Here is a 25,096-nt window from a genome sequence, read left to right as displayed (position 1 = left end):
TACACTGCCGCCTTTTCGGGATCAGTTCCGCCTCGGGGCTGCGCCTTTACCGGCTGGCCGGGGCCCGGGATCAGGAACACGATCAGGATCAGCGTTGGGGATAGAAGTCCTTGGCCTTCATTTCGAAGGTCGTCGGGGCGTTCTTCGTCAAGCCCTCCGCACGCCGGCCGCGGACATCCAAGCAGCGCATGTGTTCGGACGCCGCGCGCTCTTGTCAGCGCGCGGCGTCAAGATCAGGCAGCGCGCCTCTGGGCAGGGCGGGCGTCTGCGGCACCATCGCGCGCGTTGCCGAGCTTGAATTGGCTCAGCAGGGCGTTCAGCGCGGCCGCTTCCTGCGCCAGGCTGTGGCTTGCGGCTGTCTGCTGCTCCACCATCGCGGCGTTCTGCTGCGTACCCTGGTCCATGGTGTTCACGGCGGTGCTGATCTCGTGCAGGCCGGTGGCCTGTTCGCGCGTGGCGACGACGATGGCCGCGACGTGGCGATTGATCTCCTGCACTTCGCCGACGATCGCCTCGAGCGCCTTGCCGGTCTCCTCGACCAGCTCGACGCCGGAGTGGACCTGCTGACCGGATGTCGTGATCAGCGCCTTGATCTCCTTGGCGGCGTTGCCGGAGCGCTGTGCGAGTTCGCGGACCTCCTGGGCAACGACGGCAAAGCCCTTGCCGGCCTCGCCGGCCCGTGCGGCTTCCACCCCGGCATTGAGCGCCAGCAGGTTCGTCTGGAACGCGATATCCTCGATGACGCCGATGATGTTGGAGATCTCTCCCGACGAGCGCTCGATGGCATGCATCGCGGACACGGCGTTGCGGACGATCTCGCCGGAGCGCTCCGCACCCTTGCGGGTATGCTCGACGAGGCGGCCTGCCTCTTCTGCGCCCTTGGCGGAGTCGCGGACCGTCGCGGTCACCTCTTCGAGTGCCGCCGCGGTCTCCTCGACGGAAGCGGCCTGCTGCTCGGTGCGCCGCGCCAGGTCGTTGGCCGCCGAAAGGATTTCCGAGGCTCCGGCATTGATTGCCGCCGCATTATTGCCGACCGACCGAAGCGCGCCGCGCAATTTGTCGAGCGAGGCGTTGAAGTCCAGCCGCAGGCGGTCGAGATGCGCGGCGAAAGGGGTGTGGATACGATAGCCGACATCGCCATCGGCAAGGCCGGCAAGCCCTGCGGCGAGCGCTTCGACGGCGGTACCGAGTTCGGCTGCTTCCTGCTTCTTCTGCGCGTCGGCATCGAGGCGCTGGCGCTCGGCATCGCCGCGCATGCGCTCGGTTTCACCGGCAAGCCTAAGCTTCTCCACGGCAGCCTGCTTGAAGATCAGGACCGCATTGGCCATGCGCCCCACTTCATCCTTCCGGTCGAGCGCGGGCACTGCGACATCGTTGTCTCCGCCCGCAAGCCTGTCCATCGCCGCCGTCATGCCGATGATCGGCCGGACGATCGCCCGCGACAGAAGCCAGGCGAGCAGCACGGCAATCGCGATCGCGGCGAGCATGCCGACGATGAGCGTGAGCGACAGATCGGCGTTGGCCCGGGCCTGCTGTTCGACCTGCTGCGCGGACCACTTGCCAGCCTGCTCCTTGACGGTGGCGGCGGCGGAGCGGAAAACGTCCAGCTGCCCCTTCGACGTGTTACGCCCGATTTCGATGATCTCTGCGATCGGCGCCTCGGTGGTCTTGCGCGCCTCGAGCTGCGGCAGGGCGAGTTGCGTGTGGAAGACGTCGGCTGCGGCCTGCATCGCTTCGATCGACTTCAGCATGTCCGGCTGGCCGGCCGCGATCTGCTTTGCCTCCTCGATGTTCTTCAGCATCTTTTCGCGGTTGGCGAAGACGTCGCCATAGGTGCTGTCGCTGCGGAAGAGCAGGAAGCCGCGCTGGTTGACCGCCTGCTCCAGCATCGCCTGCAAGGCGGCATCGATGACATTGACGAGACGTTCGGCGCGCAGCTGGCTTTCGGAGGCGAGTTGCGACGTGCGCGCCTTGGCATAGACTATGCCGGATACGGCGAGAAAAACGAGGATCAACCCCGCAAACGTGACGCTGAGCTTTGCGCTCAGCGAAATATTCCTGGACGACATTGCAAACTCCTGCGGGCCGGGCGCACGCGCGCATGGGAGGATGTGGCTGCGAGCGGCGTCATAATGCTGGGACATGATCGGGAGGCGTGGCGCGGGCGCAGTCATGGCGCACGGGAGACATCGCCAGTCTCCAAAATCGCCGTATTTGTAAGAATTTCACATAAAGACTTTATGAATTATCGACTCCCGCAAATGCATTGCCGCGGACGCCTCACCCGGATATTCCGCGGAAATCGCCTTGCCATGGACGCGACGACGCGCCATGAGAGGCCATGTCCGACCAGAGCCCATCATCACAGCGCCTCGACCATTTGCTGGTCACGCGCGGCCTTTTCGAAAGCCGCTCGCGTGCGCGCGACGCGATCGCGCGCGGCACGGTGACGGTGGACGGGCGGACGGTGAAGAAGGCCGGCACGGTCGTGGACGCCCGCGCGGAGATCGGGCTCGACGACCCCGCGCGCGCCTACGTCTCACGCGCGGCATTGAAACTGGTCGCAGCGCTCGATCATTTCGGCCTGGATCCCGCCGGGAAGACCTGCCTGGACATCGGCGCCTCGACGGGCGGCTTCACGCAGGTTCTGCTATCCCGCGGCGCCGCCCACGTCGTCGCCGTCGATGTCGGCCACGGCCAGCTGCATCCGCGGCTGGCCGACGATCCGCGCGTCACCAGTCTCGAGGGCCTCAATGCCCGCGTCCTGGGCGCGAACGATCTGGGCGGCCGCACGATCGATGGCGTCGTCTCCGACGTCTCCTTCATCTCGCTGAAGCTCGCCTTGCCGCCGGCGCTGACGCTCGCCCGCCCCGGCGCCTTCTGCGTGCTTCTGGTCAAGCCGCAGTTCGAGGCCGGGCGGGATGCGATCGGCAAGGGCGGGCTTCTCCGGGACCCCGCGTCGGGACCGGCGATCGCCGACGAACTGCAGCGCTGGCTGCGCGACGACATGGGCTGGGAGAGCCTCGGTATTATCCCTTCGCCCATTGCCGGCGGCGACGGCAACCAGGAATTTCTTCTCGCAGGATTGAAAGCATGAGCACGGAAACGGTGACGATCGGCAGGCTTGGCAGCGGCGGGGACGGCATCGCCCCAGGACCGGACGGCCCGATCTATGTGCCCTTCACGCTGCCCGGAGAGACGGTGGCGATCGCCCGGGTGAAAAACCAGGGAACGGTGATCTCCACCTCGGTCGCCTCGGCGGACAGAATAGCGCCCGCCTGCCACCATTTCGGGCCGGAGGGCCGGAACGGCACCTGCGGCGGCTGCTCGCTCCAGCATGCCTCGGACACGCTCTACCGCGAATTCAAGCGCGGCATCGTCGCAGACGCGCTGAAGGCGAAAGGCCTGTCTGCGACCGTAGCCCCCCTCATCCCCTGCGCGCCGGGCGAACGCCGACGCGTCGTCTTCACCGTGCGCAAGACCGAAAAGGGCATGCTGCTCGGCTTCAACCAGGCCGGCAGCCATCACATCGTCGACATCGACCGATGTCCCGTCGCAAGCCCCGGCATCGTCTCGCGGCTGGATGTGCTGCGCGCGCTGGCCGCAGCCATTGCGACCGATAGCCAGGGTTTCAGGCTGACCGTCCTGGAAACGTTGTCCGGGCTCGACATCGCCTTCGAGGGCGTTCGCAAGGTGGGAGACAAGCAGCGGCGCGCGGTGACGGAATGCGTGCTTGCGCTGCGCGGCATCGCCCGCGTCTCCAGCGACGCGGAGGTGCTGATCGAGCCGCAGAAGCCGCAGCTCGACTTCGGCGGCGTGCTCGTCGCACCGCCTCCCGGCGGGTTCACCCAGGCGACAAAGGAAGCGGAGGATGCCATGGCGGCCCTCGTGCTCGGACATGTCGGCAAGGCCAAGCGTGTGGCCGATCTCTTTTCCGGCTCCGGTACCTTCGCGCTCAGGATGGCGCGCGGCGCGCGCGTCCATGCCGTGGAAGGCGACGACAGGGCCTTGAAGGCGCTCGACCATGCGGCCCGTCACGCGCAGGGGCTGAAACCGGTCACGGTGGAAAAGCGCGACCTGTTCCGCCGACCGCTGATGGCCTCGGAGCTGAAAGCTTTCGATGCGGTCGTCTTCGACCCGCCGCGGGCCGGCGCCGAGGATCAGTGTCGCGAACTGGCCCGTTCGGGCGTGAAGAAGATCGCAGCCGTCTCCTGCAATCCGGTAACGCTCGCCCGCGATCTCGCGATCCTCGTTGCCGGGGGCTACCGGATCACGGGCGTTACGCCGATCGACCAGTTTCTATGGTCGCCCCATGTCGAGGCGGTGGCGACGCTGGAGAAATGAGCTGCCGCACGCACCGTGCTACTTTTTCGCCATGAAGGCCTCGAAGGCGGCGCGGGCCTCGGCGCTGCGCAGGCGCACGGCAAAATGGTGCGCCTCCTCGTCGATACGCCCGGCGATATCCTCGCGGTTGCCACGCAGCAGTTCGCGCGACGTGCGCAAGGCCTCCGGCGGCTTGCTCGCCAGACGGCTTGCAAGTTCCATCGCCTCGGCCTCGACCGCCTCGCTCACCTTCCAGATCAGGCCGGCCTCCCTTGCCTGTTCGGCGGAGAAGCCTTCGCCTGCGACGAGCAGCGCAAAGGCGCGCTGATGCCCCATCAGCCGTGGCGCGATCAGGCTGGAGGCGGCTTCAGGAACCAGAGCCAGATCGACGAACGGCGCCTTGAAGATCGAGGCGGGCGAAGCAATCGTCAGGTCGCAATGCATGTGGATGGTCGTGCCGATGCCGATCGCAATCCCGTCGACCCCGGAAACGAGCGGCTTGTTGTGCGCCGTCAGCGCATGCAGGAAGTCCACGACCTCTCGCCCCATCGTTCCCCCCATGGCGAAGGCGAGGAAGTCCGCCATGTCGTTGCCGGCGGAAAAGCAGCCCGCGCTGCCGAGCAGAAGGGTGGCGCGCACGGCCGGGTCGACATCGCCGGCGCGCAGCGCTTCCGTCATCATCCGGTACATGTCGCGCGTGATGGCGTTCTTCTTTTCCGGGCGGTTCAGCCTGATCACCTGCACGCCGGGCGCGGCCTGCGGACGTTCGACGAGGATATGATCGCTCATGTTGTTTCTTTCCTCCCAGGGCAGCGTCCGTGCCCGTCCGTTCGTTCCGTGGTGTCGCCGGCAGGCCCTGCCGCGCCGCGGTCACATTCGTCCGCGCAAACGTGGCGCTAGTCGAGCAGGGTTCGTGCCGCCGCGATGCTTGCGGCACCCGTTACGACACGATCCTTGAGGGCAGCGGTTTCCGCGATGATGTTTTCCGCAGTGAAACGGCAGAGCGCGATCCGCTCGTGCTTGCGGCCGTCGCCTGCCTCCGCCAGCGCCGCCTTGGCGAGATAGGCCCCGGTCAGCGCAAGGCCGAAGAGCCGCTGATAGGGCGTCGCGCCGGCGAGCGCATCCGCCTGCCGGCCTTCCGCAAGCGCGGTTGAAAGCCAGTCCGTTGCGGCCTGCAGGTCGTCCAGCGTGGACGCCAGACGCGCTGCGGTTTCGCCAAAGGCCGTATCGTTCGAGGCGCCGACCGATTCTGCGATCCCGCGCAATTCGGCGACGAGTCCGGCCATCTGGGCGCCGTCGGAGAGCGGCAGCTTTCGCGTGACCAGATCGATCGCCTGGATACCGTTGGTGCCCTCGTAGATCGGGGCGATACGCGCGTCGCGGTAGAGGCGTGCGGCCCCCGTCTCCTCGATGAAGCCCATGCCGCCATGGACCTGCACGCCGAGGGAGGCGACGTCCACGCCGACGTCGGTGGCGAAGCTCTTGGCGACCGGCGTCAGCAGGCTGGCGCGCTCCGCCCAGTGGCGGGCCTCGTCGCCCGCAGTCGCATGCGACATGTCCACGGCATGGGCGCAGGCATAGGTGATGGCGCGTGCGCCCTGCGTGAGCGCCTTCATGGTCAGCAGCATGCGGGCGACGTCGGGATGCTCGACGATCGGGCTCATGCCCGGTCCCTGCCAGCCTGGCGCCCTGCCCTGCGTGCGTTGCCTTGCATAGGCGAGCGCCTTCTGCGTCGCAGCCTCGGCGATCGCCACACCCTGCATGCCGACGGCCAGGCGGGCATTATTCATCATTGTGAACATGCAGGCGAGCCCCTTGTTCTCCTCGCCTATCAGCCAACCGACCGCGCCCGGCTCCTCGCCGAACCTGCCGTCGCCATAGATCATCGTGCAGGTGGGAGAGCCGTGAATGCCGAGCTTGTGTTCCAGCGAGTGGCAGAAGACGTCGTTGCGGGCACCGGGCGATCCGTCTGCCTCGACGAGGAATTTCGGAACCAGGAACAGCGAGATGCCGCGCGTGCCGGCCGGCGCGTCCGGCAGGCGCGCCAGGACGAGGTGGACGATGTTGTCGGTGAAATCGTGCTCGCCATAGGTGATGAAGATCTTCTGGCCGAAGATGCGGTAGGTGCCGTCGTCCCGACGTTCGGCGCGCGTCTTCATCACCCCGAGGTCCGAGCCGGCATGCGGTTCGGTGAGGTTCATCGAGCCCATCCACTCGCCCGACACCATCTTCGGCAGGTAGACCTCCTTCAGGCGAGCGGAGCCATGGGCGCTCAGCGCCTCGACCGCACCGATCGTCAGCGTCGGGCCGATCGCAAAGGCCATGGAACCGCTGTTCCACATCTCCATGGTCGCCACATGCAGCATATGCGGCAGCCCCTGCCCGCCGTGTTCCGGCGATGCGGTCAGCGAATTCCAGCCGCCTTCCGCCCAGGCGCGGTAGAGCGCCGGCCAGCCCGGCGGCGTCGTCACCGCGGCATCCTTCAACGTCGCGCCCTGCCGGTCGCCAATCTCGGCCAAAGGCGCGATCTCGTCGCTCGCGAAGCGGCCGGCTTCGCTGAGGATCGCATCGACGAGGTCGTCCGAGAGGTCGCCGAAGCGGCCTTCCGCCAATCCGGCGCCCAGACCCGCCACATGGCGGAGCGTGAAAGCGATCTCCTCGACCGGAGCCTTGTACATGTGTTCCCTCCTCGATCCTGCCATGCAGCCGCGCCGATCAGGATGGGCGATGGCGCCTGCCGATGCAACGCGCAGCGAAGTTTTCCCAGTTGCCGAGCGGAAAGACGTTTCGGATGCCGGGCTTGTAGCGGGCGTACCATAGCGGCAGGCGCGACAGGATGCGGTACTTGTGCCGGTTGGCCGCGATATGCTTGGCGGTCGCGTGGTTCGTGTAGAGCATCTGGAACATCTCCGCCAACAGCCGCGGCATGATGGGCTACAGGACCCCCAACATCGACCGGATCGCCGAAGAGGGCCTGTCGTTTACCGACTATTACGGCCAGCAGAGTTGCACCGCGGGCCGCGCCGCCTTCCTCGGCGGCAACGTGCCGGTGCGTACGGGGATGACCAAGGTCGGCCTGCCCGGCGCGCCGCAGGGCTGGCAGAAGACCGACGTGACGGTGGCGACGGTGCTGAAGGCCCAGGGCTACGCGACCGGGCAGTTCGGCAAGAACCACCAGGGCGACCGTGACGAACACCTGCCGACGATGCACGGCTTCGATGAGTTCCTCGGCAACCTCTACCACCTCAATGCAGAGGAGGAGCCGGAGAACCGCGACTATCCGCGCGACCGGGTCATGCCCAGCGGCAGGACCTTCCTCGAGCAGTTCGGCCCGCGCGGCGTGCTCCACAGCTGGGCCAATCCCGACGGCACGCAGAAGATCGAGAACACCGGGCCGCTGACGAAGAAGCGCATGGAGACGATCGACGAGGAGACGCTCGCCGCCGCCAAGGACTTCATCACCCGGCAGAACCAGGCCGGCAAACCATTCTTCTGCTGGTGGAACGGCACGCGCATGCACTTCCGCACCCATGTGAAGGAACAGAACAAGGGGATCTCCGGCCCGAGCGGCGACGAATACCACGACGGCATGGTGGAGCACGACATGCATGTCGGCGAGCTCTTGAAGCTACTCGACGACCTCGGCATCGCGCAGGACACGGTGGTGCTCTACTCAACTGACAACGGCCCACACTACAACACTTGGCCCGATGCCGGCACGACGCCGTTCCGCAGCGAGAAGAACTCCAACTGGGAAGGCGCCTACCGCGTGCCGGCCTTCGCCCGCTGGCCGGGCCGCTTCCCGGCGGGGGAGACGCTCAACGGCATCGTCGCGCACGAGGACTGGCTGCCGACCTTCGCCGCGATCGCCGGCGAGCCGGACATCAAGACGAAACTCGCCAACACCGTCGAGCTCAACGGCCGCAGCTACCGTAACTACATCGACGGCTACAATCAGCTGGACTATCTCGGCGGAAAGGTTGACCAGTCGCCACGACACGAATTCTGGTACGTCAACGATGACGGACAGATCGTGGCGGCGCGCTACGACGACTGGAAGGCTGTGTTCCTGGAAAACCGTGGCGAGGCCTTCGGCGTATGGCGCGAGCCGTTCACCGAACTGCGGGTGCCGCTACTGTTCAATCTCAGGCGCGATCCGTTCGAGAAGGCCCAGCACAATTCCAACACCTACAACGACTGGTTCCTCGACCGGGTCTTCATCATCGTGCCGATCCAGGGCCTGGCCGCGCAGTTCCTGCAGACGATGAAGGACTATCCGCCGAGCCAGTCGCCGGGGTCGTTCAACCTCAGCAAGATCGAGGCGCAGTTGCGGGGGGCCGGGGGCGACTGACGGCCCGCCGGCTTTCGGGTCCGGTCGCCGGTGGCGGCCGGGTTCCGGGGCCGGCATTTTCCTCACCTGCGCGGCGACGTAAGGCGGGCGTTAACCATAAGCGGGCACTATCCGGACACGACTGTCATGCTTCCGGAGCCCCGCTGTGCTGCCCAACCCCGCACCAAAGTTCAGATACTACGACGCCGTCGCCTACAAGCGCTCGCAGCGCGGGGCCGCGGCCTATACCGACTATCTGCGGACGGGAAAGCTGGAGCGGCGCGCCTGGAGCGAGCCGGAAAAGCGCTATCTCACCTATCGCGAGGTCGCCGAGCACACGGGCAGGAAGCTGGAGCAGGCCGGCACAGTCACGCACGAGCGGATCAACGGATTTCACCGGTCAATCCGCTTTCCCAAGCTGATCTTCCACCGCACGCTCGCCTCCATGCCGCATCTCGGCTACTGCCACGTCACCGTCTCGAACACCCGCCTGCCCCAGCACGAAGACGTGCAGTGGTCCTTCTACATGGCGAATTTCTACTCGGAGATCGGCGAAGGCGAGCGCTTCTTCCGCGCGATCAGCCCCAGGTACCGGCGCATGTATTTCGCCATAGCGATCCACCCTTCGGAAACGGAGGGCCGGCTTGAGATCGACCGCACGGTCGGCGAAGACGGCATCCTCTTCCATACGCACGATCCCGAAGACGCGATGCGCAACGTGCTCCTTCTCGGTGCCCGCACCGAGGAGTTGCGCAAGATCATCCGCGCGATCTGAAAATCAGCATCTTCGCCGCATGCGATGCCGCGTCGCACGACTGCGGCGCCCCTGGTACGGCATGCCCGAATTGAAGCAGCCCGGGGCGAATGCCTGGCCGCTCGAAGTTCCCGTCAGGCGGGCGTCAGGAACCCGGCTGCGGTACGATGCGGATATAGGGCTTCGGCGCGTGCCAACCGTCCGGATACTGCTTGCGGGCGTCGTCGTCGGACACGGAACCGGCGATGATGACGTCGTCGCCGCTCTGCCAGTTGACCGGGGTTGCGACCTTGTGCCTGGCGGTCAGTTGCAGGCTGTCGATCACGCGCAGGACCTCGTCGAAATTGCGCCCTGTCGTCATGGGGTAGACGAGGATCAGCTTGATCTTCTTGTCGGGGCCGACCACGAAGACGTTGCGCACCGTCTGGTTGTCTGCGGGCGTGCGGACGGTCGGGTCACCGGAGACGGACGCCGGCAGCATGCCGTAGAGCTTGGAGACGGTGTAGTCTACGTCGGCGATCATGGGGAAATTGGGGGCATGGCCCTGCGTTTCCTCGATATCGCTGGCCCACCCGGCATGTCGGTCGAGCGGATCGACCGACAGGCCGATGATCTTGACGCCACGCCTGTCGAACTCGGGCTTGATCCTGGCCATGTAGCCGAGCTCGGTGGTGCAAACCGGCGTGAAATCCTTCGGATGCGAGAACAGCACTGCCCAGGAGTCGCCGATCCAGTCGTGGAACTGGATGGGACCATCCGTCGTCTCCGCTTTGAAATCCGGCGCCACGTCGTTGATAGCAAGTGTCATGGCAGCTCTCCTGTTGTTCGAGAGAAAATCGTCGGTCAAAAAAAACCGGGCCAGTTTGCACCAATCATCTTTGCAGGCAAGGCCAAAGTAGGCGCCCCGCGGGCCGCTTCCCGCGGCACCCGTCTGATGCCGATCGAAAACGCGAATTCCGCCTCAGCCGGCCCGGTAGATCATCCAGTCCTTGCCTTCGCCGGCAACGTCGTTGCCACGATGGACGACGGTGCGGTTACCGCCAGCGGATTGCGCCTGCTGAAGTGCCTTCTCCGCCAGATTGACGAAGTCGAAGGCATTGCCGGCGGCGTCGGAAAGGCAAACCCCGGCAGAAAACGTCAGCGAGCCGAGATTGCGCATCGTCTCGGGATGCTTGAGCGGGGCTGCGGCAAAGGCGGCGCGAAGCAGCGTCAGCAGGCGAACCAGCTCGCTTTCGTCCGACGTATGGAACAGAAAGCCGAAACGAAATCCGTCGAACCGGCAGACCACGTCGCTGGCCGGCGCCGCGCGCTTGATAAGCGCGCCGTAGTGGCGGACCAGATAGCCGTTCAACGCATCCACCTGCCCCTGCGAGAAGCGCTTGCCGACGTCGATCTCGATGACGGCAAGCCCGCAGGAGAGAGGAAGATCGGCATTGGCGTAGACCTTCGCCACGGCCTTGTTGAAGGCGCGGCGATTGCCGAGGCCGGTGGCGGCGTCGCTAAACTTGGTGGCCTCGAAATCGGCGAGATCGCGCTGGATCGCATCCACGTTTTCCGACTGCGCGGCGACCTTCGCCTCCATCTCGGCATTGCGGCTGGCCTGTCGCTCCGTTGCCTGGCGCAGCCGCTCGATCGAGCTGCCAAGCGCGGAGGCCGGGGCCTCGCTGTCGGCGAAGATCGCCTGCGAGGCCTCGCCGATGAGGCGGCCGTAGTCGCTCAACGAAACCCGCTCCTGCTCCAGCAGGGTCATGAAATTCGTCATCTCGTCGCGCACGGCACCGGCGGAGCGCTGGAGCACGCTTTCCTCGTGATGGTGCGGCAGATATTTCCGGCCGAGTTCGTCGAGTGCGGCTTGCGTCTTGAACTTGCCGAGCGCGATGAACTCGCGGACGAGCTCGGGATTGGCGCCCGCATAGGCCTCGTAGACCAGCTCATAATTGCGCGGCAGCCCGTCGATCCCCATCTGCTGCATGGCGGCAGCGATGCGCAAGGCGATGTCGTTCGTAGACGATTTCTTATGATTCATGGAAACAGCCCCATCCCACAACGGCCCATTGCTATCATCCATCCGTTACGAAGCATCTAACAAGGCGCGCATAGTGGGCGAAAATCGCCAATCCGACACGCAATGCGTGCAGGCATGTTTGTGGCTTGGCATCCGGTCGCCAAAGGCGGTAAAGCGAGGGCCGGCCAACGAACGAGAAACGGACGAGATGGCAGAGGTCATCGACACAATCACGCATCCCGAGGAAGCCATCCGCCGCGCCTGCGCGGTGCTTTCACGCGGGCTACCGGTGGCGATCCCCACAGAGACCGTCTACGGGCTTTCGGCGGATGCGACCAATCCCGAAGCGATCGGCCGCATCTACGAGACGAAGGGGCGGCCGCGGTTCAATCCGCTCATCTGCCACATGGCGGATCTTGAGATGGCCGAGCGGCACGCGGTCTTCGATCCGATCTCGCGGAAGATTGCCGAAACCTTCTGGCCGGGACCGCTGACGCTGGTACTGCCGGTACGCGCGGACACGCCGATCCACCCACTGGCGCGCGCCGGGCTCGATACGGTCGGCATCCGCGTGCCGACGGGCATCGCCGGCCGGCTGCTTGCGGCCTTCGACCGCCCGCTCGCAGCCCCCAGCGCCAACACCTCGGGGAGGATCAGCCCGACCAGTGCCGAACACGTCAATGCCGACCTGGGCGAGAAGATCGAACTGATCCTCGATGCGGGGCCGTCCAGCGTCGGGCTGGAATCGACCATCCTGAAAGTCGTCGACGGCGCGATTCACCTGCTGCGTCCCGGCGGGCTGAACGTGGCCGATGTCGAGGCGCTGACGGGGCTTGCCGTCATCCGGCCGGCGAGCGCGGGCGCGACGATCGAGGCGCCGGGCATGCTCGCCTCGCACTATGCGCCTTCGGCAGGGGTACGGCTGAATGCCACCGACGTGGCAGCCGGGGAGGCACTGATCCGCTTCGGCGGCACGCCCCTTCCCGGAGAGGACAAGGCGGCAATCGTGCTGGACCTGAGCCCGGGCGGCGACCTGCGCGAGGCAGCAGCCAATCTTTTCGGCCACATGCAGAAGGCGGACGCCACCGGCGCGCGCTGCATCGCCTTTTCTCCGGTGCCCGCCACCGGGCTCGGCGAGGCCATCAACGACCGTCTCGAACGCGCTGCGGCGCCAAGGAATTGACCATGCCAACCACCGCGCTCTCCCCCGACCTCGTCTCAAGGTTTGCGGCGATCACCGGCGAGGCCCATGCTCTGACCGACGCTGCCGCCGTTTCCCCCTATCTGGTGGAATCGCGCGGGCTCTACCACGGCACGACGCCGCTGGTGCTGCGTCCGGGAAGCGTCGCCGAGGTTTCGGAAATCCTAAGGCTCGCCAGCGAGACGAAAACCGCGATCGTGCCGCAGGGTGGTAATACAGGCCATGTCGCCGGGCAGATCCCGCGCGAGGGCCGGGCGGATGTGGTGCTGTCGCTTTCCCGCCTCAACCGCATCCGCGACGTCGATCCCGTGGGCAACGTGATCGTCGCCGATGCGGGGTGCGTGCTAGCCAATATTCAGGAGGCGGCCGAGGCGGTCGACCGGCTCTTTCCGCTGTCGCTCGGCTCGGAGGGAAGCTGCCAGATCGGCGGTAACCTCTCCAGCAATGCCGGCGGCACCGCCGTTCTGGCCTATGGCAACGCGCGCCAGCTTTGCCTCGGCCTCGAAGTCGTATTGCCGACCGGGGAGATCTGGGACGGCCTGCGCCGCCTGAAGAAGGACAATACCGGATATGATCTGCGCGACCTCTTCATCGGCGCGGAAGGCACGCTCGGCGTCATTACCGGGGCGGTGCTGAAGCTCGTTCCCCGCCCCGCCGGCCACGAGGTCGCCTTTGCGGGATTGCGTTCGGTCGCCGACGCGCTTTCGCTCTTCGACAAGGCGTCGCAGCGCTGCGGTGCGGCGCTGACCGGCTTCGAGCTGATGCCGCGCATCGGCGTCGACTTCACGACGCGCCACATCCCCGGCGTGCGCGACCCGCTGTCGGCCCGCTACGAGTGGTACGCGCTGATCGACGTCTCGACGTCGGACAGCCCCGAAAGCGCCCGCCGCATGGTGGAAACACTGCTCGCCGAGGCGATCGGGCAGGATCTGGTGCAGGATGCAGTGATCGCGACCAGCGAGGAGCAGCGGCGTGCCCTGTGGCACATGCGCGAGAGCATGTCGCCGGCGCAGAAGCCGGAGGGCGGATCGATCAAGCACGACGTTTCCGTGCCGGTCTCCAGCATCCCGGCCTTCATGGCCGAAGCGGACGCCGCCGTCACCGCGCTGATCCCGGGAGCGAGGATCTGCTCTTTCGGCCACATGGGCGACGGCAACATCCACTACAACATCTCCCAGCCCGTCGGCGCCGACAAGCAGGCGTTTCTCGACCGCTGGCGCGAGGTCAACGCCATCGTGCACGCGATTGTGCTGCGCTTCGGCGGTTCGATCTCGGCAGAGCACGGCATCGGCCAGCTGAAGCGGGACGAGCTGGCCGAGGTCCGCGCGCCGATCGAAATCGACCTGATGCGCCGGATCAAGCTCGCCTTCGATCCGGCCGGCATCATGAACCCCGACAAGGTGCTGCGCGCCGGGCCTTAGGATCAAAATCCAGAGAAGTGCCGCGCGGCGACGTCCGATCAGGCGCCGCCGGTCCTCAATTGCGCCATCGAAAGCAGCGTGTCGGCGCTGATGCCCGCCGACGAACCGCCCGCAAGGATCGACACGGCAGCCGACGTCTCGACATTGTTCTCCACGTCGAACAGCACGGCGAACTTGACGATCATCTTCTGGACCTTTTCCGGATCCTGCAGATCCTCCAGGTCGAGGTAACGCTCGATCATCTCCGCCTGAGCATCGATGTCGGCGCCGCCGATATCGTCTGAAATGCCGTAGGTGATCTTGAACACCTCGTAGAGCGCATCGTCGGCGAGGATGTCGTAGGGGCTGGAGATCGTTCGCGCGGACCGCTCGAAATAGAGCGCCAGGCGAACGCCGGCATTGTCCTCGCCGGCCTCCGTCTCCATGGCCTGACGAACATAGTAGTCGAGCGTCTGATAGATGCCGCGGTCGGTCTGGACACCGGCCTTGTTGGCGTGCTCGACATTGCCGTCGGCGTCGAAGTTGAAGGAGGCGACGATACTGCGATAGCTGCGGTTGGCCTGCTGGTTGACGAAGCTGTCAGGGTCGTCGAGATCGGACGCGAAGATTTCCTCCATGAAGCCTTCCGGAACGGTCGTCGGATCGATGGCATTGGCCTCCAGCACGAAATTGACAAGCCGTGAGTCTGCGAGGAATTCCTTAAGGGAAGAGATCTTCTGCATCTCCGCGGCGTAGTACGATGCCTCTTCTGTCGCCTTTTCCTTGTCGTCAGCCGTTCCAAATCGGGATTTCTCGATGACATAGGCCTTCGAGACGATCTGGATCTCCGCCTCGCTTTGGGCCATCAGCGGCACATCGATATTGCCGGCGTCGTCGAAATTGAACGCCTTTGCCAGCTCGAGATAGCGGCTGTCCTTCAACTGATACACGTAGCTTCTCGGATCGTTCAGGTCGCTGAGCAGTACGTTCTTGATCTTCCAGGCGCTCTCGGTGGAAGGATCGAGCCCGAACGCCTGCAGCGCCAGCTTGTAGACGCTCGTGCTCGACATGAACTCCTTGACGTTGGTCACGTCACCGATCGCCGTCTTGTACTCGGAAATGAGCTTGGCGTCGGCGGCATCGTCCACGTCGTTGTAGTGGATCATGTAGCGGCGGTTGACCGAGGCGGTCTGGTCGGCCGTCTGCGCCACGTCGCCATCGGCCAGCGTGCCGTCGGCCTGGAAGTTGAACGCCTTGGCGAGTGCCACGTAACGCTCGTCACCCTTGCCGATCGTATAGATGTAGCTGTCCGGATCATCGGGGTCGCTGGTGAGGATGTTCTTGATCGTGGCATCGACGATCGTGTAGCCGGTCAGTTCGTAGGCCACCTTGATGTAGTTCATCACGCGGCTGTCGCTCAAAAGCTCCGTGACCGTCGTGGCCGTCGCCACCGCCTCCTCGAAATGTGCCTTGTTGAGCAGGGCGGCAGCCGAAGTCACGCGCGTATCCTGGAGCACGTATGCCTCGTTCGTGGCGGCCTTCTGCTCTGCCGTCTGGGCCAGGGTGCCGGCGGGCAACGTGCCGTCGGTGCTGAAGTTGTAGGCGGCAGCCAGCGCCAGATAGTTCGCGGCGCGGTTGATGGAGGATGTCCAGCTGGAGATTGACGCGTTGAGGGCCGCTTTTTCCGCGCTTGTCAGCGACGTGTTCTGCAACTGTGTCTTGGCGTCGGCGATATTGGCCTCGTACTGCGCGATGGCCGGCAGGAAGGTCTGGTTGGCGTAGCTGTCCGGGTCGTCCAGATCGCTGGTCAACGTATTGCGAAGCGTCTCGTAAGAATAGTTGCTGGAGTCGATTCTGAAGGCGGTGAAGAGATAGTCGCGCATGCGGTCGTTGCGCAGCATCTGATCGACGTTGGTGACGCTGTCGATCATGATATTATAGTAGCGCGTCTCTTCCTGCTGGGCGGAACCGGCGCCGTTCACATTGGCGGTGTAGAGACCTATCAAGGCGTCCATCTGGGCATCGGACTGCGCGACCGCGGTCTCAGCCTGAAACGAGAACGACTGGGCGAAAGTGCGGTACCGCGTATCCGTCAGCATGTTGACGAAGCTGTTGTCGTCGGTCAGGTCGCTTTCGAGCACCTTGCGCATGAAGGCCTTGGCATAGGCCATGTCCTCCAGCCCGTAGGCCTTCATCGCGTAATTGTAGAGGCGGTAGTCGTCGAGGAATTCGTCGACGGTCGAGACCTTGCCGATGTTCTCCCTGTAGTAGGCCGCCTCGCGCGCATTGTAGTTTTCCTGAGAAACGCGATTAAGCGAGGTCAGGAGGTCCTTGGTGATGAGGTTGTAGCTCGTATAGGTCGAAAGCATCGATTGACTATTCCCTTTGGACCGGGGCGGCGGCCGCGCAAAAGCGCGCATGGAATGCGCACTCTCGCATTGTGGGGAACCAGCCTTGTCCGGAGCTTTCGGCAAAACGCGTTCACCAATCGGAAACCCTCGAAATCCGGCATTTGATAACCATCCGGTGGGGCAAAGCTTTCTTAACCGCGATTTTTAAGCCGGGCGGAACGTGCGGCCCCTAATCTTCACGCCATAGAGGACGCAAAGTCCCGAAGAGAAGACGGGAAACCGGCTCTCAAGGAAGACAAGGGTGAAAGACAATGCTGAACACCGTTACCAAGCCGGCATGGGCCGGAAGCACACTGCGGCTCGATCCGAAGCGTTTTCCGCAACAGACAAGCTACGCGCTGCGCAACGAGACGGGTGACGTGACGATCACGCTCGACGAACGTGGCGCGGTGCTGCGCAAGATCCTTCCCTCCAGCGGCCTGCCGCTTTCGATCGCCTTGCCGGCGCGCGCCTTCAAGGGTGTCGCCGCCCGCGCAATCGACCACGGCAATGGCCAAGTCACCGTGACGCTCGAGCTTCATCACGACGATCCGGATCTGTGCATCCCGCTTCTCGTCGCCCACGACCTGTGCGACATCGCCGCCGACTGGCGCAGCTGGGCCGAAGCCTATCGGATCCCTATGCTGATGGTCGAAGCCGATGGCGTCGCCCGGCCGCTCGAGATGCACCTCGGCGCCATTCCCGCCCGCCCCGCGCGGCAGCGCCGCCGCCACTCCTACTTCGTCGACCGCAGGCCGCGCTTCCTGGTGCGCCGCTCGACCGGCGACCTGGGACTGAAGATGAAGATCAACGGCACCGAGATCATCGCGCGCCGCTAAGGTGATGCGTCACTCCATGCAGAAGGCCGCCCGGTGGGCGGCCTTCTGCATGTGCGGCTTGGATAAATGAGCTCAGACGAACGCCAGCGCGGCGAGCAGGCCGAGAAAGACGACCAGACCGACGATGTTGTTGAACTTGAACAGCGCCAGGCACTGGTCGGGGTCATCGATGTCGATGGTGATGATCTGCCAGAGCAGCAGGGCTGCGGCCAGAAGCAGGCCGACATAGGCGAGAATGCCGACGCCGGCGAGCGCATAGGAAACGCCGATCAAGAACACGGTCAGGCCGTAGAGCGCGACCAGCCACGGGCGGGTCCGATCGCCAAAGAGGCGCGCGGTCGAGCGCACGCCGATCAGCGCGTCGTCCTCCTTGTCCTGATGGGCGTAGATCGTGTCGTACCCGATCGTCCAGGCGACGGCGGCGACATAGAGCGCCACGGCCGCCAGGGAGACGTTGCCGAACTGCGCGGACCATCCCATCAGCGCGCCCCACGAAAACGCCAGGCCGAGGAAGAACTGGGGCCAGTCGGTGAAGCGCTTGGCGAAAGGATAGACCGCCACGATCGCCAACGAAGCGATGCCGAGCCCCACCGAGAACAGGTTGAACTGCAGTAGCACCAGAAGTCCCACGAGCGCCTGCAGCACGATGAACAGCTTGGCCTGTCCGCGCGTCACCCGTCCCGAAGGCAGCGGGCGCGAGCGCGTGCGCGCCACAGCCTTGTCGATCTCGTGGTCGACCAGATCGTTGTAGGTGCAGCCGGCGCCGCGCATGGCAATCGACCCGACGATGAAAAGCAGCAGGTGCCAGAGGAACTCCGAGGCGGAATAGGCCGCACCTGTCCGCGCCACGTTGGCGGCAAGTGCGGCCGACCACAGGCACGGCCACATCAGCAGTTGCCACCCGATCGGCCGGTCCCACCGGGCAAGCTGCGCATAGGGCCACAGCGATCGCGGCAGGACACGATAGACCCAATTGTTGGAGGGCGCATCGATGACGCGCCCGGAATCGGAAGGATTGGTGCTCATGCGTCTAGTTCGCAGCCCGTCCGGCCGCGGTCAAGCACCGATGCGCAGCTCTTGCCGTTACGGCAGGGTGAAGCCGAACCTGTAGGTCGCCCCGACGCCGACGAGGAACTGGTTGCGGTCGCCGCGCTCGCGCACGAGGCTGGAATCTCCGGCCGGTCCGGTGAGGCGCGAATATTCGGCAAAGACGCTCGTGGCGATCTTGTCGGTCGTCTGCCAGTTGACCGCGCCGCCGACGCCGACGGACTGCACGCCGCCGCCAGGATCGTACTGCGACAGGCCCGATGCCGCCGACTCCTCCGCGTTGACGCCGTAGTAGGCGTCCATGTAGTCGCTCGACGCGAGCGAAAGGCGCGGGCCGCCTGACACGCGCACGCCCGGAACGACGTCCATGAAGGCATCGGCGGCGATATCGGCGACGAGGCCGGTGTGGCTGCGGATGCCCTGGCGGACTTCTGCGCGCAGGCGTAGCCAGTCAGCCGGGTAGACCTCGGCAAAACCGCCGAGCTCCACCCCGAATTCGATGTCGTTCAGCCCCTCAAGGTCGGACGAGGTGTCGTCGTCGCGCGGCAGGATCAGCTTGCCCGCAACGCCGGCGCGCACGGCACCGGTATCGTAGAGCGAGAACGACGCACTATCATTGCGCGAGGTGAAGCGGGTGACGTTGCCGGCTCTGCCGAGCGAGATCAGCGGCGACGCCTGAAGCAAATAGTCGCTCGATCCATTGTAGCGGGGTGCCACGAAACCTTCCGCGCCGAGTGTCAGGTACCAATCGCCGGACCACCAGTGCTCCCTTTCGCCGGCCTGCGCGAAAGCGGGCGCTGCAAGGGCAAGAGCAACGGACAGGGCAAGGAACTTGGGCATACGCACGATGAAGCCTCGGAATACCAATACCTGAAGGAGGATATCGCATGGTGCGATTCCATCGATGATTGCGGACACTAGCCCGGTTTGGTTACCGGCGCACTAACCAAATTGGCACGGATCGGCGCCATCCGCGGCAAAAAGGCATGGAACCTATTGCCGCCCGCCGCATTCCCGCTTCGGTTCCCATCAGGAGTAACTTCATGAACGCCAGCATGATGGAATTAAAGGTGAATGCCATCCGGTGCGACGTTGGCCTCAGCGTTGCGGAGAAGATCATGCGGCTGGAGCGCCTGCGAAACGCCGCATTCGCCATCCGTTCAACCGACGGGGCGGGCCGGCATGCGATCGAGTACGGCTGGTGCCAGGACGTGCATCTCGTCGAAATCGAACTGAAAAAGCTCTCCGCCTGACCGGGCTTGCGACCGGCCATTCCCCATCAGACGTAAGCGTCTCTCTCCGGTCATCCCCGTATTTGCCGCAGCTTATGCTGCGACCGGTCCCCGCTGCCCTTGACCTTTGCCGCCTGCCCGCTTAACCCGCGGGCAGACGCGGATTTGCAGGGGATTATGGCTATGAAGGTTCTGTTGATCGGTTCGGGCGGGCGCGAGCACGCATTGGCCTGGAAGCTGGCCAAGTCGCCGCGGCTGACGAAGCTCTTCGCCGCGCCGGGCAATCCCGGCATGGCCGAATGCGCAACGCTCGTCGCCCTCGACGTCGACGACCACGCCGCCGTATCCGCCTTCTGCCGCGACAACGGCGTGACCTTCGTCGTCGTCGGCCCGGAGGCACCGCTGGTGGCGGGCATCGCCGACCGGCTGCGCGCCGACGGCCTGGAGGTCTTCGGCCCCTCGGCTGCGGCAGCCCAGTTGGAAGGCTCCAAGGGCTTCACCAAGGATCTCTGCGCCAAATACGACATCCCGACCGGTGCCTACCGCCGCTTCACCGATGCCGCCGCAGCCAAGGCCTATGTCCAGGCCGAGGGCGCGCCGATCGTCATCAAGGCCGACGGCCTTGCCGCCGGCAAGGGCGTGACCGTGGCGATGGCGCTCCCCGAGGCGCTTGCCGCCATCGACGACTGTTTCGACGGCGCATTCGGCGCGGCGGGTGCCGAGGTGGTGGTCGAGGCCTTCCTCGACGGCGAGGAGGCAAGCTTCTTCTGCCTGTGCGACGGCACCAACGCCCTGCCGCTCGCATCCGCCCAGGATCACAAACGCGTCGGCGACGGCGATACCGGCCCCAACACCGGCGGCATGGGTGCCTATTCCCCCGCCCCTGTGATGACGCCGGAAATGGTCGAGCGCACGATGAAGGAGATCATCGAGCCGACGATCCGCGGCATGGCCGCCGACGGCCATCCCTTCAGCGGCGTTCTCTTCGCCGGACTGATGATCACGGAAAAGGGGCCTGAACTGATCGAATACAACGTCCGCTTCGGCGATCCGGAGTGCCAGGTCCTGATGATGCGGCTTCAAAGCGACCTTTTGGCGCTGCTGCATGCGGCTGCGACCGGCACGCTCGACCAGGTCAACGCCAGCTGGAAGGACGAAACGGCGCTGACCGTGGTACTGGCCTCGAAGGGCTATCCCGCCTCATACGACAAGAACACGCCGATCGACTTCATTCCCGCCGACGGGGACGCCACCAAGGTGTTTCATGCCGGCACAGCCCTGAAGGACGGCAAGCTGGTCGCGACCGGCGGCCGTGTCCTCAACGCCACCGCCGTCGCACCGACGGTGGCCGATGCCCAGGCCGCCGCCTATGCACTGGCAGACGCGGTGAAATGGGACAACGGCTTCTGCCGCCGCGATATCGGCTGGCGGGCCGTGGCGCGCGAAAAGGCTTGAGCCGATTTCGCATTAATCGGCCCAAATCAACGGTATCATTCAATTTTTACCAATTCTCCTGACCGGAACGTAACGGAAAGCGCATATTCTTTCCGTCGCTCTGCTGCATGAGGCCGAAATTCCGGCGATGTCGGAACCGGCCGCGTGCAGCCCCACGTTTCACTGCGCCGCTGGCGCGATGGAGAACCGACGATGCGCAGCCTCTTGCCGATCCTTGCCTGTGCGCTTGCCGCGACGCCTGCGACTGCTTCCTCGATCCAGCCGGTAACAGGCGGCGACAAGGGCCAGGGCAGTGTCGCCACCGTCTCCTGCGCCCAATGCCCGCCGCTGAAGGAAAAGGAAAAGAGCCACTCCTACGTGGTGCCCGAGATCGAGCCCGGCACGCAGAAGGTCGAGATCCGCGAAGTCGACGGCGAGCGGAAGATCTTCCGCAGCGAGGCATGGCTCGGCGGCTCGCCGGTGCTCTTCGTCAGCAAGGCGCCGGAAGTTCCGGTGGATACGGCCGAAATGCCGAACGATGATGCCGAGACGGTGGATACGGCCGCAACGACCGGCGCTGTCGAAAGCGAGGCTGCGCGGCTTGCGGTGACCGCCTCGGCGAGCGCTCCGCCCCCCTCCTCACGCGAGCTTGATGCTTCCGCGTTTGAACTTCGCCTCGATTGATCCCATATTAGTGCGGTTCCCTGCCCCATCGGTCCCTCCAGGCCGGTCGGGTCTCCGTCTCAGGACGGATGTCTTGCGCCCCTGACGAGAAGCAGGGGCGCAAGTACTATTTGGGACCCGCTTCCTCATCCTCCAGCGCCTTTACCAGACGGTCGATCTCGGCATGCGAGAAGACCGAAATGCCGTGGCGGCGCAGATAGGCGGCCGTCACCCCCTCACCCTGATGGCGCGTACCGGAAAAGCTGCCGTCATAGAGAAACCCTGACCCGCAGGACGGGCTGCCGTCGATCAGAAGCGCATGGCGGCAACCATTCGCCCGGGCAACGTCCAGCGCCCGCCGCGCGCCTTCGATAAATCCTTGCGAGACGTCGCGGCCGGAAGGCTCCACGACGCGCGCGCTGCCGTCCAGAACATCGCGGCCGTCGAGCGCGCGCTCGATTTCAGCGGGCGGACGCGGCACCGAGAAGCCGCCGGCAAGCTCGGGACAGAACACGACGAGCCGCCCCTCCTCACGCCAGCGCGTCACCGCTTCATGGAGAAGCGGCTTCGCCGAACCGTTGTAGCGAACCGGCTGGCCCATCAGGCAGGCGCTGATCAGGATCTTGCCGGTCACGCGACGCCTCCCCTTTCCTTTTGCCCCGTCATCGGAGCGAATCTGACGAATCCGGTTACAGTACACGACGACAAGAGGCGATTTTGCGAGACAATCGAGGATCCTGACCTAGATCGTCGTCGTAATTCAAGAGGCTACCCACTTCCGTCTTCCCGGCCTTAAGCCGGGAACCAGCGCGATCATGTCTTTGATCGCACGCGGTTCTTCACGCCTTGCGGACGCAAGACGGCTGGATTCCGGCTCGAGGCCGGAATGACGGAAGCGGGAGATATCATACTCATGCAACACGCACCGTAATCGGCTCACCAAACCGCTCCAAGTGCTTGGTATGCCGCATTGTCCCACGCCGAAGCGATACCGCTTCGGCCAATCATTGCCTTTGACGGAAGCCGCGCACGGCTTGCCGCCGATTTTGCGGCTCTCGGCCCGCTGTCTTAGCCGGCGATCTTGGAGAAATCCGCGACCGTGCCGGTTGCCGAGCGGATCGCGGCCAGCAGCGCCAGCCGGTTTGCCCGGATCGCCGCGTCCTCGTCGTTGACGAGCACGTCGTCGAAAAACGTGTCGACGGGGCTGCGCAGCTTCGACAGCGCCTCCATGGCCGAGCGGAAATCTTCCTTTTCGACCGCACCGGCGGCGTCGCGGGTTGCGACCACAATGGCGTCGTGCAGGTCCTTCTCGGCTGCCCCCCTGAAAAGATCGGCGGAGACGCCGTCGGCGACGACGGTCCCCTTCTTCTCTTCCGCGGCGAGCAGCTGCGTCGCACGCTTGGTGCCGGCCAGAAGGTTCTTGCCGTCCTCCGAGGTGATGAACGCCGTCAGCGCCTCGACGCGGCGGGCGACCATCAGCAGGTCGTCGGCATCTTCCGTCAGCACCGCATCGATCAGGTCGTGGCGGGCGCCGAGATCGCGCAGGTAGACCTTCAGGCGGTCGTGGAAGAAGGAGAGGAGGTCGGCATCTTTTGCAGACAGATCATCGGCCCATTGATGTCTATTTTCCAGCACCATTGACTTCAGTGCCTGGTACGATTCAGTAAGTACACCATCGCTGCCGATTGTTTCGGCGAGTTGATTAGCTGACGCGAAGACCTGTTTTGTTTGTCCACCGAAGCTCGAACGGAAATGCGAAAGAAACGCTGCTCCCCAGAAAGAGCGCAGCGGCAAACGGATACCCTTCTCCAACAGTATCCGCACCACGCCAAGCGCCGCACGGCGTAGCGCATAGGGGTCTTTGGAACCGGTCGGCTTCTCATTGATCACCCAGAAACCAGTCAGCGTGTCCAACTTGTCGGCAAGTGCAACAGTCAACCCAATAGCGTCCTCCGGTAGGCGATCGGATGGCCCGTTCGGCTTCCAGTGATCCTCTATCGCGGCGGCGACGGACGCGTGTTCGCCCTGCAGGAGCGCATATTTGCGGCCCATGATGCCCTGCAGTTCGGGAAACTCGCCGACGGCTTCGGTGCGCAGGTCGGCCTTGGCCAGCACAACGGCGCGATCGACAAGCGCCGGATCGGCGCCGGTGGCTCTGGCAAGCTCTGCCGCGAGCGCCCGGATGCGCTGCACGCGCTCACCCTGCGTGCCGAGCTTGGCGTGGAATGTGACGTTCAGCGCGTCGAGCTTGGCCATGCGCTGGTCGAGCGGCTTCTTCAGGTCGAGGCCGAACTTTTCCGCCGAAGCCTTCAGCGTGTCGAGGTCCGGCAGGTCGCCCTGGTCGCGCGTCCAGAAGTGCCGGGCGTCGGACAGGCGTGCACGCACGACCTTGCCGTTGCCGTGGACGATCTCCTTGCCGCCGTCCTTCGCCTCGATATTCGAGACAAGGATGAAATGGTTCGAAAGCCCCTCACCCCCTACCGGGCGTGTGACGAAGCATTTCTGGTTGGTCTTGATCGTCAGGCGGATGATTTCCGCCGGGATCGCCAGGAATTCCTCCTCGAACGTGCCCATCAGCACCTGCGGCCATTCGACGAGACCGGAGACCTCTTCGAGCAGTCCCTCGTCCTCGACCAGTTCCAGCCCGTTGGCAAAGGCGATGTTGGCGGCGTCGGTGGCGATGATCTGCTTGCGGCGCTCGGCGTCGAGGATCACCTTGGCCTTCTCCAAGGCCGCAGCGTAATCGTCGAAGCGACGGACGGTGATGGCTTCGGGCGCGTGGAAGCGGTGGCCGTAGGTGACGTTCGAGGCGGTGATGCCGTCGACCTCGAAAGGCACGACGCGCGTCTCCTCGGTCTCGGAACCGAACAGGCAGACGATCGACTGCAGCGGACGCACCCAGCGCAGCGCGCCGGGCCGTGCCGACGCTGCACCCGAGCGCATCGGCTTCGGCCAGGGGAAGTTGCGGATGATGCCGGGCATCGCGTCAGCGATGATCTCTTCGGCGATACGACCCGGCTTAACGATGTGGGCTACGTAGAAATCGCCCTTCTTCGGATCGGAGACGACTTGCGCCTGCGAGACGTCGGACAGGCCGGCCTTGCGCAGGAAGCCGGCGACCGCCTGCTCCGGCGCCTTGGTCGAGGGACCCTTGATCTCCTCTCGGCTGTCGGCGGACCGGGCGTTCAGACCGCGGATATCCAGCGTCAGCCGCCGCGGCGTCCAGTATTCGCGTACGCCGTCGTAGTTCAGGCCCGCCTCGACCAGCGCATCGGTGACGAGCTTCCTCAGGTCGCCTGCCGCCTTGCGCTGCAAGCGGGCGGGAATTTCCTCGGAACGGAGCTCAAGCAGAAGATCGGGCATGGGATGCTTTTCTGGCAGATCGTTGGACTGCGGCGGACTTAGCAAGCCCGACGGCAAAAGTCATCCGTGCATCGGCGGAAAAGTCGCTCTTCAGGCGGCCTCGTGGACAAGACTG

At 64.9% G+C, this 25,096-nt stretch carries 18 protein-coding genes and 3 pseudogenes; 10 read left to right on the top strand and 11 right to left on the bottom strand.

Annotated features, from left to right (window positions below; genetic code table 11):
- Window positions 1-281 precede the first annotated feature (281 nt).
- Window positions 282-2,069, bottom strand: a pseudogene (locus CRO48_RS01005) (methyl-accepting chemotaxis protein); the annotation flags it as partial.
- Between the two features lie 272 nt (window positions 2,070-2,341).
- On the opposite strand from CRO48_RS01005, the gene CRO48_RS01000 reads away from it, so the two are divergent.
- Complete coding sequence (locus tag CRO48_RS01000) at window positions 2,342-3,097, top strand: TlyA family RNA methyltransferase (RefSeq protein ID WP_097135561.1); 756 nt, start codon at window positions 2,342-2,344, stop codon at window positions 3,095-3,097.
- A complete protein-coding gene (locus CRO48_RS00995) occupies window positions 3,094-4,344 on the top strand; it encodes a class I SAM-dependent RNA methyltransferase (protein WP_097135559.1) in 1,251 nt (416 codons plus the stop codon). Before CRO48_RS01000 ends, CRO48_RS00995 begins: the two co-directional genes overlap by 4 nt.
- A gap of 18 nt (window positions 4,345-4,362) precedes the next feature.
- Here the strand turns inward: CRO48_RS00995 and CRO48_RS00990 are convergent, their stop codons facing one another.
- From CRO48_RS00990 to CRO48_RS32750, 3 genes and pseudogenes are all read right to left on the bottom strand, one after another.
- Window positions 4,363-5,112 (bottom strand): crotonase/enoyl-CoA hydratase family protein, encoded by a 750-nt coding sequence (locus tag CRO48_RS00990; protein ID WP_097135557.1) that lies wholly within the window; start codon window positions 5,110-5,112, stop codon window positions 4,363-4,365.
- Between the two features lie 107 nt (window positions 5,113-5,219).
- Complete coding sequence (locus tag CRO48_RS00985; protein WP_097135554.1) at window positions 5,220-7,001, bottom strand: acyl-CoA dehydrogenase; 1,782 nt, start codon at window positions 6,999-7,001, stop codon at window positions 5,220-5,222.
- A gap of 73 nt (window positions 7,002-7,074) precedes the next feature.
- A pseudogene (locus CRO48_RS32750) lies at window positions 7,075-7,227 on the bottom strand (glycoside hydrolase family 25 protein); the annotation flags it as partial.
- Here CRO48_RS32750 and CRO48_RS00975 point away from each other — a divergent pair.
- Both CRO48_RS00975 and CRO48_RS00970 read left to right on the top strand, forming a co-directional pair.
- A pseudogene (locus CRO48_RS00975) lies at window positions 7,223-8,674 on the top strand (arylsulfatase); the annotation flags it as partial. The pseudogenes CRO48_RS32750 and CRO48_RS00975 overlap by 5 nt on opposite strands.
- 145 nt (window positions 8,675-8,819) lie before the next feature.
- Window positions 8,820-9,428 (top strand): DUF6656 family protein, encoded by a 609-nt coding sequence (locus CRO48_RS00970; RefSeq protein ID WP_245423375.1) that lies wholly within the window; start codon window positions 8,820-8,822, stop codon window positions 9,426-9,428.
- A 124-nt stretch (window positions 9,429-9,552) separates the two neighbouring features.
- On the opposite strand, the gene CRO48_RS00965 is transcribed toward CRO48_RS00970, so the two are convergent.
- Together CRO48_RS00965 and CRO48_RS00960 are read right to left on the bottom strand one after the other, a co-directional pair.
- Window positions 9,553-10,215 (bottom strand): peroxiredoxin, encoded by a 663-nt coding sequence (locus CRO48_RS00965; protein WP_097135550.1) that lies wholly within the window; start codon window positions 10,213-10,215, stop codon window positions 9,553-9,555.
- A gap of 153 nt (window positions 10,216-10,368) precedes the next feature.
- Window positions 10,369-11,433, bottom strand: a complete 1,065-nt coding sequence (locus CRO48_RS00960) for a GGDEF domain-containing protein (protein WP_176526611.1) — start codon at window positions 11,431-11,433, stop codon at window positions 10,369-10,371.
- A 187-nt stretch (window positions 11,434-11,620) separates the two neighbouring features.
- On the opposite strand from CRO48_RS00960, the gene CRO48_RS00955 reads away from it, so the two are divergent.
- Complete coding sequence (locus CRO48_RS00955; protein ID WP_097135546.1) at window positions 11,621-12,595, top strand: L-threonylcarbamoyladenylate synthase; 975 nt, start codon at window positions 11,621-11,623, stop codon at window positions 12,593-12,595.
- Window positions 12,596-12,597: 2 nt separating this feature from the next.
- On the top strand, window positions 12,598-14,034 hold the full coding sequence (locus tag CRO48_RS00950; protein ID WP_097135544.1) for an FAD-binding oxidoreductase: 1,437 nt from the start codon (window positions 12,598-12,600) through the stop codon (window positions 14,032-14,034).
- Window positions 14,035-14,072: 38 nt separating this feature from the next.
- Here the strand turns inward: CRO48_RS00950 and CRO48_RS00945 are convergent, their stop codons facing one another.
- Window positions 14,073-16,382, bottom strand: coding sequence for a DUF1217 domain-containing protein (locus CRO48_RS00945; protein WP_097135542.1), 2,310 nt, complete (start codon window positions 16,380-16,382; stop codon window positions 14,073-14,075).
- Between the two features lie 293 nt (window positions 16,383-16,675).
- On the opposite strand from CRO48_RS00945, the gene CRO48_RS00940 reads away from it, so the two are divergent.
- Complete coding sequence (locus CRO48_RS00940; RefSeq protein ID WP_097135540.1) at window positions 16,676-17,242, top strand: DUF6101 family protein; 567 nt, start codon at window positions 16,676-16,678, stop codon at window positions 17,240-17,242.
- A gap of 72 nt (window positions 17,243-17,314) precedes the next feature.
- Here CRO48_RS00940 and ubiA read toward each other — a convergent pair whose 3' ends face one another.
- Together ubiA and CRO48_RS00930 are read right to left on the bottom strand one after the other, a co-directional pair.
- A complete protein-coding gene (gene ubiA, locus CRO48_RS00935) occupies window positions 17,315-18,268 on the bottom strand; it encodes a 4-hydroxybenzoate octaprenyltransferase (RefSeq protein ID WP_097135537.1) in 954 nt (317 codons plus the stop codon).
- Between the two features lie 57 nt (window positions 18,269-18,325).
- Window positions 18,326-19,135 (bottom strand): MipA/OmpV family protein, encoded by an 810-nt coding sequence (locus tag CRO48_RS00930; protein ID WP_407071878.1) that lies wholly within the window; start codon window positions 19,133-19,135, stop codon window positions 18,326-18,328.
- Between the two features lie 197 nt (window positions 19,136-19,332).
- Here CRO48_RS00930 and CRO48_RS00925 point away from each other — a divergent pair, with 197 nt between their 5' ends.
- The 3 genes from CRO48_RS00925 (at window position 19,333) to CRO48_RS00915 (ending at window position 21,639) form a co-directional block, all read left to right on the top strand.
- Window positions 19,333-19,542 carry a hypothetical protein gene (locus CRO48_RS00925; protein WP_097135533.1) on the top strand — a complete coding sequence of 70 codons (210 nt, stop codon included), beginning with the start codon at window positions 19,333-19,335 and terminating at the stop codon, window positions 19,540-19,542.
- Window positions 19,543-19,704: 162 nt separating this feature from the next.
- Window positions 19,705-20,976 carry a phosphoribosylamine--glycine ligase gene (gene purD, locus CRO48_RS00920; RefSeq protein WP_097135531.1) on the top strand — a complete coding sequence of 424 codons (1,272 nt, stop codon included), beginning with the start codon at window positions 19,705-19,707 and terminating at the stop codon, window positions 20,974-20,976.
- Window positions 20,977-21,168: 192 nt separating this feature from the next.
- Window positions 21,169-21,639, top strand: coding sequence for a plant virulence effector HPE1-like domain-containing protein (locus CRO48_RS00915; protein WP_097135529.1), 471 nt, complete (start codon window positions 21,169-21,171; stop codon window positions 21,637-21,639).
- Between the two features lie 106 nt (window positions 21,640-21,745).
- Here CRO48_RS00915 and CRO48_RS00910 read toward each other — a convergent pair whose 3' ends face one another.
- Window positions 21,746-22,252 (bottom strand): DUF523 domain-containing protein, encoded by a 507-nt coding sequence (locus tag CRO48_RS00910; protein WP_097135527.1) that lies wholly within the window; start codon window positions 22,250-22,252, stop codon window positions 21,746-21,748.
- Between the two features lie 434 nt (window positions 22,253-22,686).
- Window positions 22,687-24,981, bottom strand: coding sequence for a glycine--tRNA ligase subunit beta (gene glyS, locus CRO48_RS00905; protein WP_097135525.1), 2,295 nt, complete (start codon window positions 24,979-24,981; stop codon window positions 22,687-22,689).
- Window positions 24,982-25,096 lie beyond the last annotated feature (115 nt).

This window comes from Rhizobium subbaraonis, from assembly GCF_900220975.1.
Classification (GTDB): domain Bacteria; phylum Pseudomonadota; class Alphaproteobacteria; order Rhizobiales; family Rhizobiaceae; genus Mycoplana; species Mycoplana subbaraonis.
This window is presented reverse-complemented; position numbering and strand designations above follow the sequence as displayed.

What these genes read in the sequence shown, in the direction of transcription:
- CRO48_RS00985 (WP_097135554.1), bottom strand. Translation starts at nt 7,001, where the DNA reads ATGTACAAGGCTCCGGTCGAGGAGATCGCTTTCACGCTCCGCCATGTG.
- ubiA (WP_097135537.1), bottom strand. Translation starts at nt 18,268, where the DNA reads ATGAGCACCAATCCTTCCGATTCCGGGCGCGTCATCGATGCGCCCTCC.
- CRO48_RS00995 (WP_097135559.1), top strand. Translation starts at nt 3,094, where the DNA reads ATGAGCACGGAAACGGTGACGATCGGCAGGCTTGGCAGCGGCGGGGAC.
- glyS (WP_097135525.1), bottom strand. Translation starts at nt 24,981, where the DNA reads ATGCCCGATCTTCTGCTTGAGCTCCGTTCCGAGGAAATTCCCGCCCGC.
- CRO48_RS01000 (WP_097135561.1), top strand. Translation starts at nt 2,342, where the DNA reads ATGTCCGACCAGAGCCCATCATCACAGCGCCTCGACCATTTGCTGGTC.
- CRO48_RS00960 (WP_176526611.1), bottom strand. Translation starts at nt 11,433, where the DNA reads ATGAATCATAAGAAATCGTCTACGAACGACATCGCCTTGCGCATCGCT.
- CRO48_RS00965 (WP_097135550.1), bottom strand. Translation starts at nt 10,215, where the DNA reads ATGACACTTGCTATCAACGACGTGGCGCCGGATTTCAAAGCGGAGACG.
- CRO48_RS00955 (WP_097135546.1), top strand. Translation starts at nt 11,621, where the DNA reads ATGGCAGAGGTCATCGACACAATCACGCATCCCGAGGAAGCCATCCGC.
- purD (WP_097135531.1), top strand. Translation starts at nt 19,705, where the DNA reads ATGAAGGTTCTGTTGATCGGTTCGGGCGGGCGCGAGCACGCATTGGCC.
- CRO48_RS00915 (WP_097135529.1), top strand. Translation starts at nt 21,169, where the DNA reads ATGCGCAGCCTCTTGCCGATCCTTGCCTGTGCGCTTGCCGCGACGCCT.
- CRO48_RS00925 (WP_097135533.1), top strand. Translation starts at nt 19,333, where the DNA reads ATGAACGCCAGCATGATGGAATTAAAGGTGAATGCCATCCGGTGCGAC.
- CRO48_RS00945 (WP_097135542.1), bottom strand. Translation starts at nt 16,382, where the DNA reads ATGCTTTCGACCTATACGAGCTACAACCTCATCACCAAGGACCTCCTG.
- CRO48_RS00940 (WP_097135540.1), top strand. Translation starts at nt 16,676, where the DNA reads ATGCTGAACACCGTTACCAAGCCGGCATGGGCCGGAAGCACACTGCGG.
- CRO48_RS00990 (WP_097135557.1), bottom strand. Translation starts at nt 5,112, where the DNA reads ATGAGCGATCATATCCTCGTCGAACGTCCGCAGGCCGCGCCCGGCGTG.
- CRO48_RS00950 (WP_097135544.1), top strand. Translation starts at nt 12,598, where the DNA reads ATGCCAACCACCGCGCTCTCCCCCGACCTCGTCTCAAGGTTTGCGGCG.